The organism is Pseudarthrobacter sp. TE3704 (genome assembly GCF_056279405.1).
The window spans coordinates 1-13725 of record NZ_JBWCCJ010000001.1 but is presented as its reverse complement, the minus strand read 5'-3'; the positions used below and the strand labels follow the sequence as shown (position 1 = coordinate 13725).

The 13725-nt window shown below is 63.8% G+C and carries 15 protein-coding genes and 1 rRNA gene; 14 read left to right on the top strand and 2 right to left on the bottom strand.

What is annotated here, in order from left to right; translation table 11 throughout:
- Positions 1 to 92 precede the first annotated feature (92 nt).
- Together ACZ9BC_RS00080 and ACZ9BC_RS00075 are read left to right on the top strand one after the other, a co-directional pair.
- Complete coding sequence (locus ACZ9BC_RS00080) at positions 93 to 779, top strand: hypothetical protein (protein WP_476244189.1); 687 nt, start codon at positions 93 to 95, stop codon at positions 777 to 779.
- Positions 780 to 841: 62 nt separating this feature from the next.
- The gene (locus tag ACZ9BC_RS00075) at positions 842 to 1540 is read left to right on the top strand and encodes a hypothetical protein (RefSeq protein WP_476244188.1); all 699 of its coding nucleotides are present in this window, start codon (positions 842 to 844) and stop codon (positions 1538 to 1540) included.
- 75 nt (positions 1541 to 1615) lie between these two features.
- On the opposite strand, the gene ACZ9BC_RS00070 is transcribed toward ACZ9BC_RS00075, so the two are convergent.
- Entirely contained in the window at positions 1616 to 2110 is a 495-nt protein-coding gene (locus tag ACZ9BC_RS00070) for an FBP domain-containing protein (protein ID WP_476244187.1), read from the bottom strand.
- Between the two features lie 166 nt (positions 2111 to 2276).
- On the opposite strand from ACZ9BC_RS00070, the gene ACZ9BC_RS00065 reads away from it, so the two are divergent.
- The 6 genes from ACZ9BC_RS00065 (at position 2277) to ACZ9BC_RS00040 (ending at position 8649) form a co-directional block, all read left to right on the top strand.
- Positions 2277 to 3368, top strand: coding sequence for an iron-siderophore ABC transporter substrate-binding protein (locus ACZ9BC_RS00065; RefSeq protein ID WP_476244186.1), 1092 nt, complete (start codon positions 2277 to 2279; stop codon positions 3366 to 3368).
- A gap of 10 nt (positions 3369 to 3378) precedes the next feature.
- Entirely contained in the window at positions 3379 to 4458 is a 1080-nt protein-coding gene (locus tag ACZ9BC_RS00060; RefSeq protein ID WP_476244185.1) for a FecCD family ABC transporter permease, read from the top strand.
- Positions 4459 to 4481: 23 nt separating this feature from the next.
- Complete coding sequence (locus ACZ9BC_RS00055; RefSeq protein ID WP_476244819.1) at positions 4482 to 5555, top strand: FecCD family ABC transporter permease; 1074 nt, start codon at positions 4482 to 4484, stop codon at positions 5553 to 5555.
- A 1-nt stretch (position 5556) separates the two neighbouring features.
- Positions 5557 to 6372 carry an ABC transporter ATP-binding protein gene (locus tag ACZ9BC_RS00050; RefSeq protein ID WP_079599112.1) on the top strand — a complete coding sequence of 272 codons (816 nt, stop codon included), beginning with the start codon at positions 5557 to 5559 and terminating at the stop codon, positions 6370 to 6372.
- The gene (locus ACZ9BC_RS00045) at positions 6369 to 7409 is read left to right on the top strand and encodes a siderophore-interacting protein (protein ID WP_476244184.1); all 1041 of its coding nucleotides are present in this window, start codon (positions 6369 to 6371) and stop codon (positions 7407 to 7409) included. Before ACZ9BC_RS00050 ends, ACZ9BC_RS00045 begins: the two co-directional genes overlap by 4 nt.
- Before the next feature lie 391 nt (positions 7410 to 7800).
- A complete protein-coding gene (locus ACZ9BC_RS00040; protein ID WP_476244183.1) occupies positions 7801 to 8649 on the top strand; it encodes an SGNH/GDSL hydrolase family protein in 849 nt (282 codons plus the stop codon).
- Here ACZ9BC_RS00040 and ACZ9BC_RS00035 read toward each other — a convergent pair.
- Positions 8646 to 8933: a YciI family protein gene (locus ACZ9BC_RS00035; RefSeq protein ID WP_079599115.1), complete on the bottom strand. Its 288-nt coding sequence runs from the start codon at positions 8931 to 8933 to the stop codon at positions 8646 to 8648. The two genes, ACZ9BC_RS00040 and ACZ9BC_RS00035, sit on opposite strands and share 4 nt — an antisense overlap.
- 59 nt (positions 8934 to 8992) lie before the next feature.
- Between ACZ9BC_RS00035 and ACZ9BC_RS00030 the strand changes: the two genes are divergently transcribed.
- From ACZ9BC_RS00030 to ACZ9BC_RS00005, 6 genes are all read left to right on the top strand, one after another.
- Complete coding sequence (locus ACZ9BC_RS00030) at positions 8993 to 9472, top strand: MarR family winged helix-turn-helix transcriptional regulator (protein WP_476244182.1); 480 nt, start codon at positions 8993 to 8995, stop codon at positions 9470 to 9472.
- A gap of 47 nt (positions 9473 to 9519) precedes the next feature.
- A complete protein-coding gene (locus ACZ9BC_RS00025) occupies positions 9520 to 10308 on the top strand; it encodes an SGNH/GDSL hydrolase family protein (protein ID WP_476244181.1) in 789 nt (262 codons plus the stop codon).
- A 265-nt stretch (positions 10309 to 10573) separates the two neighbouring features.
- Positions 10574 to 10810: a 50S ribosomal protein L28 gene (gene rpmB / locus ACZ9BC_RS00020; protein WP_015938871.1), complete on the top strand. Its 237-nt coding sequence runs from the start codon at positions 10574 to 10576 to the stop codon at positions 10808 to 10810.
- Entirely contained in the window at positions 10810 to 10977 is a 168-nt protein-coding gene (gene rpmG / locus ACZ9BC_RS00015) for a 50S ribosomal protein L33 (RefSeq protein ID WP_013602737.1), read from the top strand. The genes rpmB and rpmG overlap by 1 nt, the downstream gene beginning before the upstream one ends.
- Positions 10978 to 10979: 2 nt before the next feature.
- Positions 10980 to 11285, top strand: coding sequence for a 30S ribosomal protein S14 (gene rpsN / locus ACZ9BC_RS00010; RefSeq protein ID WP_009358853.1), 306 nt, complete (start codon positions 10980 to 10982; stop codon positions 11283 to 11285).
- Between the two features lie 675 nt (positions 11286 to 11960).
- Positions 11961 to 13486 (top strand): 16S ribosomal RNA (locus ACZ9BC_RS00005).
- The last annotated feature ends 239 nt before the right edge of the window (positions 13487 to 13725 follow it).

Genomic DNA, 13725 nt, shown 5'->3' with positions numbered 1-13725 from the left:
ACCCCGCCTGAATGATCCCCCTGGGCGATGCGGAACGCTGGGTCCCGCACAAACCCCAAGAGACCAAAGGCGCTCTCTTGAAAGGCACTCCAATGCGCCCAGCCCACCGCGCAAACGTCTTCCTCGCAGCCACCGCTGCTGCCGCTCTTTCCCTCGCAGGCTGCGCCGCAGGCACCCCTGCCGGCAGCGGGGGCCCCTCCACGGCGCCTGCCGCCCAGCCGGCTGCGCAGAGTCCAGCTCCAACCATCGTGCCCGCCGCTACCTCTTCTCCCGTTCCCGAAGGGCCGGTCACCTTCACGTTCGCAGACGACCGTCTGTCCTTCACCCACCCGGAGGGCTGGAGCGTGAAGCATGAACAGGTTTCGGCCTCCCCCGCAGTGGAGACGGCCACCGTCGTGGATACCAGCGGCAAGGAGCAGATCAACATCTACTACAGCCAGGTTGGCGATGGTGTGGCCGGCAATGTCTCGAGATTTGTGCTTGAAACGGACCCGGTACTGGGCCTGCGGGGGCACTCTGTTCCCACGCCACATTCGTCGTTCTACGTCGATCACGCCTTTGGCACAGCTACCTACCGGATGGGGCTCACTCCAGGGCTGCCCATCTCGCCGGATGGGCAGGTGCAGTACGGGCTGGTTAAGATCGGCGACCGTATCTTGACTGCGGACGTGCTGTTCGCCGGGGCACCGTTTGCGGATGACGTAGCCGCGAAGGCGTGGTACTGGGGCGACGAGGGCCGGGCCCTGAAGTCGGTGCTCATGAGCTTCTCCTACCGCTGAACGGCAGCTAAAGTCACCACATCACTCTCCTGAAAGGCACTTCCATTCGTTCGGCACGACGTGTGATTTTTTCCCTCTCGGTTACAGCATCAGCCGCGCTCCTCCTGAGCGGCTGCATGCTTAACGCGTCGGCCGAAAACCGGGACGCGGGAACCGCCCCGGCCAGTCAGCTGCCCTCAGCCAGCGCGCTGCCTGCGCCGGCGGACCCGCTCCCGTCGGCCGCTCCGCCGTCGTCGTCCGATCCGGCGCCCGCCCCCGGGCCCGTAACTTTTACCTTTCCAGACGGCCGGCTGTCCTTTACCCACCCGGCCGGCTGGCGGGTGGAGCACGGCCAGGGTGTGGATTCGCCCGCTGCTGAAAACGCGACAGTCTATGACGCCGGCGGAAACGAGCAGATCACCATCTTCTACAGCGAAGTGGGGGGCGCTGTTGCCGGCCCCCACACCAGGACAGCGTTCTTCTCAGAGCCAGTACCGGGGTTGCAGGGGCATTCAGGTCCTGAAACCGCACACGCCTCCTTCTATGTCGACCGTATCGACGGCGAACCCCATTACCGGCTGTCGCTAACGCACAGGGCAGCCGTCTCGCCAGATGGCACGGAGGGCGCTGACGTTGTTATCGTCGGCGGCAACCGCGTCCCGGCCGCAAACGTCGTCTTCACCGGCGGGCCGTTCGCCAGTGACGAGGCGGCCAAGGCCTGGTTCGCCGGGACTGAAGGCCAGTCGCTGACGGCGATTCTGATGAGCTTTTCCTACCGCTGACCCGCAGTTAAGGAAGCCCGCCCCCGCATCCGTGAGGGCGGGCTTCCTTATGCCCGGCCGGCCGGCTGGCGCCGGTTACTTGGCCTGGACACGGCCCAGGAACTGGGCGGTCCGGTCCTTGAGGCCTTCGATTTGGCGGAGGACGACGGCGGCGGGTTCCGGGTTAATCTCGTTGGCGGGCGGTTCCTTGCGGACGTTGCCGCAGCACAGGAAGTCCGCGCAGATAAGGGTGCCCACTGTGTTGCCGTCGCGGCCGGACTGGCCGGCGCGCCTGGCTACCCAGAGAAGCACGTCCTCCTTGGAGAAGACGTCCCGGCACAGTTCGCAGAGCACGGAGCGGTTTTTCCGGGTGCCGCCTTCGGGGGCGCGGAGCATGATGCCGGTTAAGCCTTGAGGGCAGGGGACTACAAGATAGCCGCGCAGGGGCATCTTCTCGTCCCGCCAGCCCAGGAAGTCGAGGTTATCCCAATCAAGGGAGTCGAAATCCTTGGGCAGGCTGAGCTTGGCGGCCTCGGAACGGCTGGCATTGATGAACGAGGATCGGATTTGCTGGGGCGTGACTGATTGCATGGCGGGGCCATCCTGCCAAAAGGGGGCATGGCCTGTCCAAGGCAGCGACACGCAGCCGGTCCTGTGTCCTTCGTCACCTTGAGGAATAAGTTACGAAAACCTTGCCTAATGGAGCGGAGGCTAGGCTAGCCTTACTTAGGTTCGCTTCATTCACCTAAGGAGTTCCGTGACTTCCCCCCTCTTCACCGGCCTCAGTGCCACCCGCCGCACGCTGTTCTCATCAGCCGGCAAGGCGACGGCCGTTCTGGCCGCAGCGGCGCTCTCCCTCTCGGCATGCGCCACCGGCCCCGCGTCCTCCACCACGGACGCCAGCGCTTCCAGCTCCAGCAGCGCGCAGTTCCCGGTCACCATCGAGCACGTCTTTGGCGAAACCACAATCGAAAAGCAGCCCACCCGGGTAGCCACCGTTTCCTGGGTCAATGACGACGTCGCCATTGCCCTGGGTGTAGTGCCCGTGGGTGTCCCCAAGAACGAGTGGGGCGGCAACGACCAGGGCTCCACCCCCTGGAAGGACGCAGCCCTTGAGGAGCTCGGCGCCGGCTTCGGCTCCGACAAGGCTCCGGTTCAGTACTCAGAGGCTGACGGCATCAACTTCACCGAGATCGCCAAGCTCACGCCGGACGTCATCCTGGCCGCCTACTCAGGACTGACCGAAGAGGACTACAAGAAGCTCAGCGAGATCGCCCCCGTGGTGGCCCACCCTGAACTTGCTTACGGCACTTCCTGGCAGGACTCCACGTCCATCATCGGCAAGGCCCTCGGCAAGGATGCCGAAGCGACCAAGCTCATCTCCGACACCGAGGCCACCATCAAGGAGGAAGCTGCCAAGTACCCGCAGATCACCGGCAAGACCTTCATCTACGGCTACGCCCTTCCCTCAGACCCCACCCAGACGGGTATTTACACGGCCAATGACAACCGGCCAAAATTCCTTTCCGCCATCGGGATGAAGCTCGCCCCGGTCGCCGAGCAGGCGTCCGAAGGCTCCAAGGAATTCTTCGTGCCATGGTCTGCCGAGAAGGTCAACGAGCTGGAGTCGGACATCTTCCTCAGCTCCGTCGAGGACGCCAGCGAGGCAGACGCCATCAAGAACGATCCCCTGTTCGGCCAGATTCCGGCCGTCAAGAACGGGGCCTTCGTCGCAGATGAGAACAAGAGCCTGGTTCTGGCAATCTCCGCATCCTCCCCGCTGAGTCTGCCTTGGGCACTGGACACCTTCCTGCCGCAGCTGGCCACCGCAGCGGACGCAGTGAAGTAAGCACCGTTCCATGACGCACAGTGCAATGACGGCGGCCTCCAGGGAGGGGGACGCCGGCACCCTGGTGCCGGCGAAAGGATTCCGCCACCCCGTTTCCGGGGGAAAGCGGGCTGCCTGGCTGCTGGCCGCCGTCGTTGTACTTGCGCTCCTGGCCGCGGCCTCGCTGGCCGTCGGCGCCCGCGGTCTTCCCCTCGGCACTGTCTGGGAGGCGCTCGCGCAGTTCGATCCCGCCAACGGTGACCATGCGGTGGTCCACGCCCGCATCCCGCGCACCGTCCTCGGCCTGCTGGCCGGCGGAGCCCTGGGCCTTGCAGGCGCGGCCATGCAGGGCGTGGCCCGCAATCCGCTCGCTGACCCCGGCATCATGGGCGTCAATGCCGGTGCCGCGCTGGCCGTCGTCACCGGCATCTACGTTTTCGGTGTGGCCACTTTCTCCGGCTACATCTGGTTCGCCTTCATCGGGGCGGCAATCGCCGCCGTCGTGGTCTACCTCATCGCTTCGCTCGGCAGGGAAGGCGCCACCCCCGTGAAGCTGGCCCTCGCCGGCGCCGCGCTGAGCGCCGGGCTCTACTCCCTGATGAACGTCATCCTGGTCTCCAGCCAGGACACCCTGGACCGCTTCCGCTTCTGGCAGGTGGGCGGCGTGGCCGGCCGGGACTGGTCCGTGGTCCTGCCCGGGGTTCCCTTCCTGGCCGTCGGCGCCGTCATCGTGCTCCTGACCGGCCGTATCCTTAACAGCCTGGCCCTCGGCGACGACATCGCCCGCGGCCTCGGCCAGCGGGTGGGCCTGGTCCGCGCCGTGACCGCCCTGGGAATCGTGCTGCTGTGCGGGACAGCCACCGCGCTGGCCGGTCCCATCGGGTTCGTGGGTCTTGTTATTCCGCACGCTGTGCGCTTCCTCACCGGTCCCGACTACCGGTGGATCCTGCCGTTCTCCCTGGTGGCGGCTCCCGTGCTGCTCCTGGGTGCGGACATCATCGGCCGCGTGGTGCTCCTCCCCGGTGAAGTTCCCGCCGGCATCATGACCGCCCTCGTCGGAGCGCCCGTGTTCGTCTGGCTGATTCGCCGCGGCAAGGGGGCCGGACTGTGAGCATCACCCAGACTCCCCGCGAAATGGCACTTGACGGCAGTCCGCGAGGGAAACACCCCCGTTATCTGCCATCTCGGGTACTGAACCGGACCGCGGTCCTGGCCGCCGCCGTCGTCGTCCTGTTCGCCGTGTCCGTCCTGCTGGGCAGCTACACCGTGACCATCCCGGACTTCTTCAAGATCGTGATCGCCCACCTCACCGGCGGCGACAAGATCCCGGGCGCCAGCTTCATCGTGATGGAAAACAAGCTGCCGCGGGCGGTCATCGGCATCATGATCGGCGTCGCCTTCGGCTTGGCCGGCGCGCTGTTCCAGACCATGCTCCGCAACCCGCTGGCCAGCCCCGACGTCATCGGCATCAGCTACGGCGCCAGTGCCGCCGCCGTCATCGCCATCGTCATCTTCGGCGCGTCCGGCGCCGTGGTTTCCGGGGCAGCCCTGGCCGGCGCCCTCGCCGTGGCCGCCCTGATCTACGCCATCGCGACAGGCGGCGCGATCCGGGGGACCAGCCGCGGGAACGCGGCCGGCAACCGCCTGGTCCTGGCCGGCGTCGGCATCGCCGCGGCCCTGCACGCGGTGGTCAACTTCCTGATGACCCGCGCAGACATCCGCACCGCCGCCGACGCCCTGGTCTGGCTCAACGGATCCCTGAACTCCGCCAACTGGGACCGCGCCGGCGTCCTGTTCCTCGCCCTCGTGGTCCTGGTCCCGGCCGTGGCCGTCATTGCCGGCCCGCTGCGGATCCTGGAGCTGGGCGACGACGCTGCTGCCGGCCTGGGCATTCGGGTCAACGCGGCCCGCCTTTCGCTGGTGATCATCGCCGTGACGCTTGCGGCAGTGGCGACGGCGGCGGCAGGCCCGGTCTCGTTCGTCGCCTTCCTGGCCGGGCCCATCGCCCGCCGCTTCACCGGCAAAGCCAGCTTCCCGGCGTCGGCACTGGTAGGCGCCCTGATTGTCCTCGCGGCAGACTACTTCGCCGCCAACCTTGCCCCACTGCTGCTGGACGGCACGGTCCTGCCGGTGGGCGTCATCACCGGTGCGCTTGGTGCCCCGTTCCTGCTGTGGCTCCTGGTCACGGCCAACCGAAAGGATGCCTGACGTGGCTGTTCTCAACGCCAAGGACCTGACGCTGAAATACGACCAGCGCTGCGTGGTGGACGGCCTCAGCGCCGAGATCCCCGAAGGCAAGGTGACCATGATCGTGGGCGCCAACGCGTGCGGCAAATCCACCCTGCTCCGGGGCCTTTCCCGGCTCCTCAAGCCTGCGGCCGGCACCGTGACGCTGGACGGCAAGGACATCCACGCCCGCCCGGCGCGGGAACTTGCACGTACCCTGGGCCTCCTGCCGCAGCACCCCACCGCCCCCGACGGCATCACCGTCCGCGACCTGGTGGGCCGCGGACGCTACCCGCACCAGGGCTTCTTCCGCAGCTGGAGCGACAAGGACGACGCCGCGGTGCAGCGTGCGCTGGAAGCCACCGAGACGCTGGCCCTCGCGGGGCGCGACGTGGACGAACTGTCCGGCGGCCAGCGGCAACGGGTCTGGATCGCGATGGCCCTCGCCCAGGAAACCGACGTCTTGCTCCTCGACGAACCCACCACCTACCTGGACCTCGCGCACCAGGTGGAGGTCTTGGACCTGGTGACGGACCTGAACCGTAAACGCGGCACCACGGTGGCCATCGTCCTGCACGACCTCAACCTTGCCGCCCGGTACGCGGACAACGTCATCGCCATGAAAGGCGGCGCCGTAGTGGCCGTGGGCAACCCCCTCGAGGTGGTCACCGAAGACCTGGTGCGCAACGTCTTCAACCTTGAATCCCGTGTCATTCCGGATCCTGTATCCGGAACCCCCCTGATCATTCCCATCGGCCGCCACCACGTCCCCGCCACTGAACTGGAGCTTGTTTCATGAAGACCCGAGAAGTTGCCTCCACCGAGCCGATGACCCTGGCGTTCGAGGTCACCGTATCCTCCGTCCAGGAACTCAGCCCCAACTTCCGCCGGATCACGTTCGGCGGCTACTCGCTCCGTGATTTCGGCGTCCACGGGGAAACCCTTGACCTGCGGGTCAAGCTCATGATCCCGTCGCTCGCCGCCGACGGCACCGCGCTGCCGCTTCCGGCCTTCGAAATGAGCAAGGCCGGCTGGTACCGCGAATGGCTGGAGATGGACCCGGCCGTGCGCGGGTCAATGCGCACCTACACTGTCCGGCAGGCGCGGCTGGACGCCGTCTACCCCGAAATCGACGTCGACTTTGTGATGCACTTCGATGACCACGGCAACGGCGGCCCCGCGGCCAACTGGGCCCTCAATGCCAAGCCCGGCGACGCCATCACCATCGTCGGCCCCAACAACCGTGCCGCTCACTGCGTCACTGCCGAGATCTACTCCGGCATCGAGTGGCGGCCGGGCCTGGCCCAGCGGGTCCTCCTCGCGGGCGACGAAACAGCCATTCCGGCCATCTCCGCCATCCTGGAAAGCCTGCCGGAGTATATGACCGGACACGCGTTCCTCGAAGTTCCGGAGGCCGGCGATTTCCTGGAGCTCAGCTCACCTGCCAACGTCGAAATCACCTGGCTGGCGCGCGGCGCCTCGATCGGCCGGTCCCGCCCGCACGGCCAGTTGCTCCAGGACGCTGTCCGCAAAGCCGTTCCCGTGCCCGGCTGGGTGGGGCTCAAGGAAGCGGACGGCGGCGCCGGCCCCGAACCCGAAGACGTCAACGTGGACGAGGACATCCTCTGGGAAACCCCCACCCGGATGGAAACCGCCGAGATCCAGGCAACCAAAAACCCGGACATGCCCGCCGGTGCCATGCCCTTCTACGCCTGGATCGCCGGCGAAGCGGCAGTCATCAAGGACATGCGCCGCTACCTGGTCCGCGATGTGGGCATCGACCGGAAGCAGGTTGCGTTCATGGGGTACTGGCGGCAGGGCAAAGCCGAGGGGTAGCGCTCAACTCCGTCCTGGCTGGTTGGGCCGGTTGCGTCATTTTGCCGTCGCTTAGCGGTTGGACCCTTCCCAAACTTCGCAAGCTCAGTTCGGGGCCCTCGGGTCCGCCCTTCCTCCCTTCGCTTCCTTCGGCCGCGGGCGGCCTCACTCCGCTCCAGTCGGCGATGCGCTCCTACGCAAAACCGCCCCGCCGGCTCGCGAAACCCGTCACCTTTGTTGGGACCTCCGACGCGTCATCACCTCCTGCGGCTTAATCCCCAACGCTCTATCAGATCCTGCTGCCTAAACCCGGACGCTCCATCAGATCCTGCCGGTTTTCGTCGGACGCTCTCGCACTGACTGTTCATCCCGGCGTCGTTCTTCCTTTTCCTTTGGTGGCTAGGTTGGGCTGGTGTCTGCTCAACCTTTGCTTCCTGAGTCCGGGCGGCGGGTGTTTGTTGCTCTTGGGGACTCTTTTACCGAGGGTGTGGGGGACCGGGATGAGCGGTTGCCCAATGGGGTGCGGGGGTGGGCCGACCGGGTGGCTGAGAAGCTGGCCAAGGCGCAGCCGGGGTGGAAATACGCGAACCTGGCGATCCGCAGCAAGCGGCTCCGGCACATCATCGACGAGCAGCTGGAACCTGCGCTGCGGATGAAGCCCACGTTGGTCACGCTGTACGCCGGCGGCAACGACATTTTGGACCTGAAAACGGATATGACAGCCCTGATGGCCAGCTACGAGCAACTTGTGGCGCAACTGGCCGGAACAGGAGCCACGGTGGTCCTGTTCACCGGTTTCGACGTGAAGGTCTCCGCGCTGCTTGAGCCGCTCAAGAAACGCAACGCGTTCTACAACCAGCAAGTGCGGGCCATCGCCGCGAAGTACGGTGCCGTGCTGGTGGACTATTGGTGCCTGGACGCGTTCCATGACCGGCGGATGTGGGACTCGGACCGGCTGCACATGTCAAAGGCCGGGCACAAGTACTTGGCCGGTCAGGTGCTGGACCAATTGGGAGTCCCGCACAAAATCACACTCAAGGACTGGGAACCGCCAACACGGCTCACCATGCGGGAGTGGGAACAGCGGCAACGGCGCTGGATCCATGACTGGGTCCTGCCACTCTTCGGCCGGAAGCTGCGGGGTGTCACCCTGGGTGACGAACTTACGGCGCGATGGCCGAAACCGGTCAAGGTGCCCCGGAAGGGCGGGCTGAAGAAACTGGTGGCAGAAGAAGACCCTGCCCGCGTGGCTGAACGCTAGCTGTCCAGGAGGATTTCGTAGCCCGGCGCCACCCGTGCGGCATGGAACTCCACCACCTCGAAGTCCGCTACCCCATTCGTATAGAAAGGGTCCAGCTTCAGGGAGGCGTCCAACGTGGCCCGGTCCGCCTGCGAGAGCAGCAGGCCACCCGTGCGGGGGACCTTCCGGCCGGCAGCGATAAAAACTCCATCGTCGAAAGCCTTCTGCAGCCAGCTGATGTGGGCGTCATTGTGGAAATCGACGATGTCCTGCGGAACCCGGTAAGTCAGGGAGACAACATACATCCGCCCAGCCTACCGGCACGGTCATCGTCGGTTGAAGGATCAATCGTAGAATAGGGGACATGACCGAACCGCGCTGGCTGAACGCCGACGAACGACGTGCCTGGCTGGCCCTGGTGAGCATCAACACCCTGCTGCCGGCAGCCCTCGACACCAAGCTTCATGCCGAAGGCAAGTTGTCGCTCTTCGACTACACGGTCCTGGCCATGCTCTCCGAGGCGGACGAGCGGTTCCTGCCCATGAGCGAACTAGCCGCCCGCAGCAGCGCGTCCCTTTCCCGGCTTTCGCACGTGGTGACGAAGCTGCAGAAACGGGGCTGGGTGGAGCGCCAGCCCCATCCCCACGATGCCCGTGTCACTATCGCCCACCTGACGGAGGAGGGCATGGCGACCATCGTTGGTTTGGCGCCCAACCACGTCGAAGCGGTACGAAACCTCTTCCTGGACGCTTTGTCAGAGCAGGACGTCCTCGATCTGGCGCGGATCGGTGAAAAAGTGGTGGGACGCCTGGACTCCGACCATTGGATCCTGCGCGAAGGCTAAGCGCCTGCCGGTTGGTTGCTTCCAGCAACGGGTGGCAAACTAGCCGGATGGACTTCACTTCCCGGTTCGTGGCACTCGGCGATTCCTTCACTGAAGGCGTGGGCGACGACGACCCCACCCGCCCCAACGGTGTCCGTGGCTGGGCCGACCGTGTTGCCGAGCAGCTTGGCGAAGCCGACCCCGGCTTCGGCTACGCCAACCTCGCCATCCGCGGAAGGAAGCTCCGGCAGATCCTCGCTGAGCAGGTGGACGCCGCCGTCGACCTTAAACCCACCTTGGTGACCATTTACGCAGGTGCCAACGACATCCTCCGCCCGCGGATCGACATCGATGACCTCCTTGCGGAGTACGACGACGGCATCCGCAAGTTGGCTGCCACGGGCGCAACCGTGGTGATGTTCACCGGATTCGACGCCAGGGGCTCCAAAGTGTTCGGCACCATGCGCGGCCGCACCGCGATCTACAACGAACTGGTCCGCGGCATTGCCGGGGACCACGGCGCCCTGCTCGTGGATTACTGGCGCTTCAGCGAGTACTACGACTGGGGCATGTGGGCGCGGGACCGGATGCACATGTCCGCAGCCGGGCACGCGAACATGGCCAAGCGCGTCATGGAGGTGCTGAAGTATGACCACTCCATCGACATCCCGCCCATGACTCCGGTGCCGGAACTGCGTGGTGCCGAGGCCTTACGCGCCAACGCCCAGTGGTTCCGGGAGTACGCCGGTCCCTGGGTTGTCCGCCGCGTTACCGGCAAGTCCTCCGGCGACGACCTGTCGGCCAAGTACCCGCAGCTCACACGCCTCGAGCCGGACCCGATCAGCGGAAGCCGCTGACTCGGCTGTTTCCGGTGCCGTGCTTATACACCCATTCGCCCCGGATTGGTCTTTAATTGCGTGAACTCGTAGACTTGGTAGGCGCTAAGTGCGCGGAGCGTGCGCAATTGCTCCGGTTGCCCGGTAATTTCTCCAGGGTGGCCGGTAGTTAGGGGCTCAAGTTGCGTGACTAACCGTTCGCCCTTCTTTATTTTTGGGTCGCCCTTAGCAGCATGGTCCAGCAGCAGATATGCGGATCATTACTTTCAATTCTTGAGGAGAAGTCATGGCAGCACACTGCCAAGTGACCGGGGCCGAGCCGGGCTTTGGGCACAGCATTTCGCACTCGCACCGCCGCAACAAGCGTCGGTTCGATCCGAACATTCAGAAGAAGCGCTACTGGGTTCCGTCCCTGCGCCGTAACGTCACGCTGCAGGTCTCTGCACGTGGCATCAAGACCATCGACGTACGCGGCATCGACGCAGTCGTCGCCTCTATCCTGGCTCGTGGGGTGAAGCTCTAGTGGCTAAGGACAAGGACGTACGTCCGATCATCAAGCTCAAGTCGACCGCGGGCACGGGTTACACCTACGTAACCCGCAAGAACCGTCGTAACGACCCGGACCGTATGGTTCTGAAGAAGTACGACCCCAAGATCCGCCAGCACGTCGAATTCCGAGAGGAGCGCTAAACATGGCTAAGAAGTCCAAGATTGCTCGCAACGAGCAGCGCAAGGTCATCGTTGAGCGTTACGCCGCAAAGCGCCTCGAGCTGAAGAAGACCCTGGTTGACGAAAACGCAACCGACGAAGCACGCGAAGCAGCCCGCCTGGGCCTGCAGAAGCTGCCCCGCAACGCGTCCCCGATCCGTCTGCGTAACCGCGACATCATCGACGGCCGTCCCCGCGGTACCTTCCAGAAGTTCGGCATCTCCCGTGTCCGCTTCCGCGACATGGCCCACAAGGGCGAACTTCCGGGCATCACCAAGTCTTCCTGGTAATCCCGCGCAGCTGACTCCAGCTGTTTGAGAAGGGCCGGCAACCATCATGGTTGCCGGCCCTTCTTTGCTTTAACTCCGCATGGCTCCCGGTGATTGCACCCGACGTGCCAACCTGTGCTGCAGCACACATAGACCTATTACGACGACGAGTGCTCGTCCAGGTGCCTCCGAGGCCTGTTCTGCCGCGGAAACACGCAGATTTTCGGCCTTTGGAAGGGGGGTTTGCGGTGGGGCCGGAGTGCGTGTATTGTTTTCTAAGTCGCCGCGAGGGAGACAGCGAAGAGCTGATCACCGCGGGCGGCCAAACTCCCAAAACAAAGACCAAAACTGGTGGCTCGTCAGGGCGCCGGAAACTGGTCGGGGGCGGTTGAGAGGGACGCGGATCGCGGAAACGCTGATTTGCAAAGTTCTTTGAAAGCCGGTAAGTTTGAAAAGTTGCTCCGGAGCGAGCCGCGGCCTTGAATGGGGTTGTGGTGGTGCCGGGTGTGTCTGTTGTTTGAGAACTCAATAGTGTGCCAAGTTTGTTGATACCGATTTGTTTTTATGAATTGGTTGAAATGTGCCGGGCTGTCCGCCCCTGTGGATGGTCTGGTGTTTTTAGCTGGTTTCAAATTTTGTGCAGCCTTTTGGTCCCGTTTTCCCGGGGCTGGGGGTTGTGTCTGTTTTTGTTTTACTTCAACGGAGAGTTTGATCCTGGCTCAGGATGAACGCTGGCGGCGTGCTTAACACATGCAAGTCGAACGATGATCCGGTGCTTGCACCGGGGATTAGTGGCGAACGGGTGAGTAACACGTGAGTAACCTGCCCTTAACTCTGGGATAAGCCTGGGAAACTGGGTCTAATACCGGATATGACTGACTATCGCATGGTGGTTGGTGGAAAGCTTTATTGTGGTTTTGGATGGACTCGCGGCCTATCAGCTTGTTGGTGAGGTAATGGCTTACCAAGGCGACGACGGGTAGCCGGCCTGAGAGGGTGACCGGCCACACTGGGACTGAGACACGGCCCAGACTCCTACGGGAGGCAGCAGTGGGGAATATTGCACAATGGGCGCAAGCCTGATGCAGCGACGCCGCGTGAGGGATGACGGCCTTCGGGTTGTAAACCTCTTTCAGTAGGGAAGAAGCGAAAGTGACGGTACCTGCAGAAGAAGCGCCGGCTAACTACGTGCCAGCAGCCGCGGTAATACGTAGGGCGCAAGCGTTATCCGGAATTATTGGGCGTAAAGAGCTCGTAGGCGGTTTGTCGCGTCTGCCGTGAAAGTCCGGGGCTCAACTCCGGATCTGCGGTGGGTACGGGCAGACTAGAGTGATGTAGGGGAGACTGGAATTCCTGGTGTAGCGGTGAAATGCGCAGATATCAGGAGGAACACCGATGGCGAAGGCAGGTCTCTGGGCATTAACTGACGCTGAGGAGCGAAAGCATGGGGAGCGAACAGGATTAGATACCCTGGTAGTCCATGCCGTAAACGTTGGGCACTAGGTGTGGGGGACATTCCACGTTTTCCGCGCCGTAGCTAACGCATTAAGTGCCCCGCCTGGGGAGTACGGCCGCAAGGCTAAAACTCAAAGGAATTGACGGGGGCCCGCACAAGCGGCGGAGCATGCGGATTAATTCGATGCAACGCGAAGAACCTTACCAAGGCTTGACATGAACCGGTAACGCCTGGAAACAGGTGCCCCGCTTGCGGTCGGTTTACAGGTGGTGCATGGTTGTCGTCAGCTCGTGTCGTGAGATGTTGGGTTAAGTCCCGCAACGAGCGCAACCCTCGTTCTATGTTGCCAGCACGTGATGGTGGGGACTCATAGGAGACTGCCGGGGTCAACTCGGAGGAAGGTGGGGACGACGTCAAATCATCATGCCCCTTATGTCTTGGGCTTCACGCATGCTACAATGGCCGGTACAAAGGGTTGCGATACTGTGAGGTGGAGCTAATCCCAAAAAGCCGGTCTCAGTTCGGATTGGGGTCTGCAACTCGACCCCATGAAGTCGGAGTCGCTAGTAATCGCAGATCAGCAACGCTGCGGTGAATACGTTCCCGGGCCTTGTACACACCGCCCGTCAAGTCACGAAAGTTGGTAACACCCGAAGCCGGTGGCCTAACCCCTTGTGGGAGGGAGCTGTCGAAGGTGGGACTGGCGATTGGGACTAAGTCGTAACAAGGTAGCCGTACCGGAAGGTGCGGCTGGATCACCTCCTTTCTAAGGAGCACCTACAAACCAGCATGGCCGCGTATGTGGTGGTGGGGGTTTGTCAGGAGTACAGCCCGTTGCGCAGACGATTGTTCTGCGGCGGGTGCTCATGGGTGGAATATCAACAAATAGGTGCCTGGCGGCACGGACCGGCTTGTTAGTACGGACGCTCTTGAGCGTCCTGGAACACGGGTGGTGCGTTGTTGGTGGGTAGTGTTTGGCACACTGTTGGGTCCTGAGACAACAGG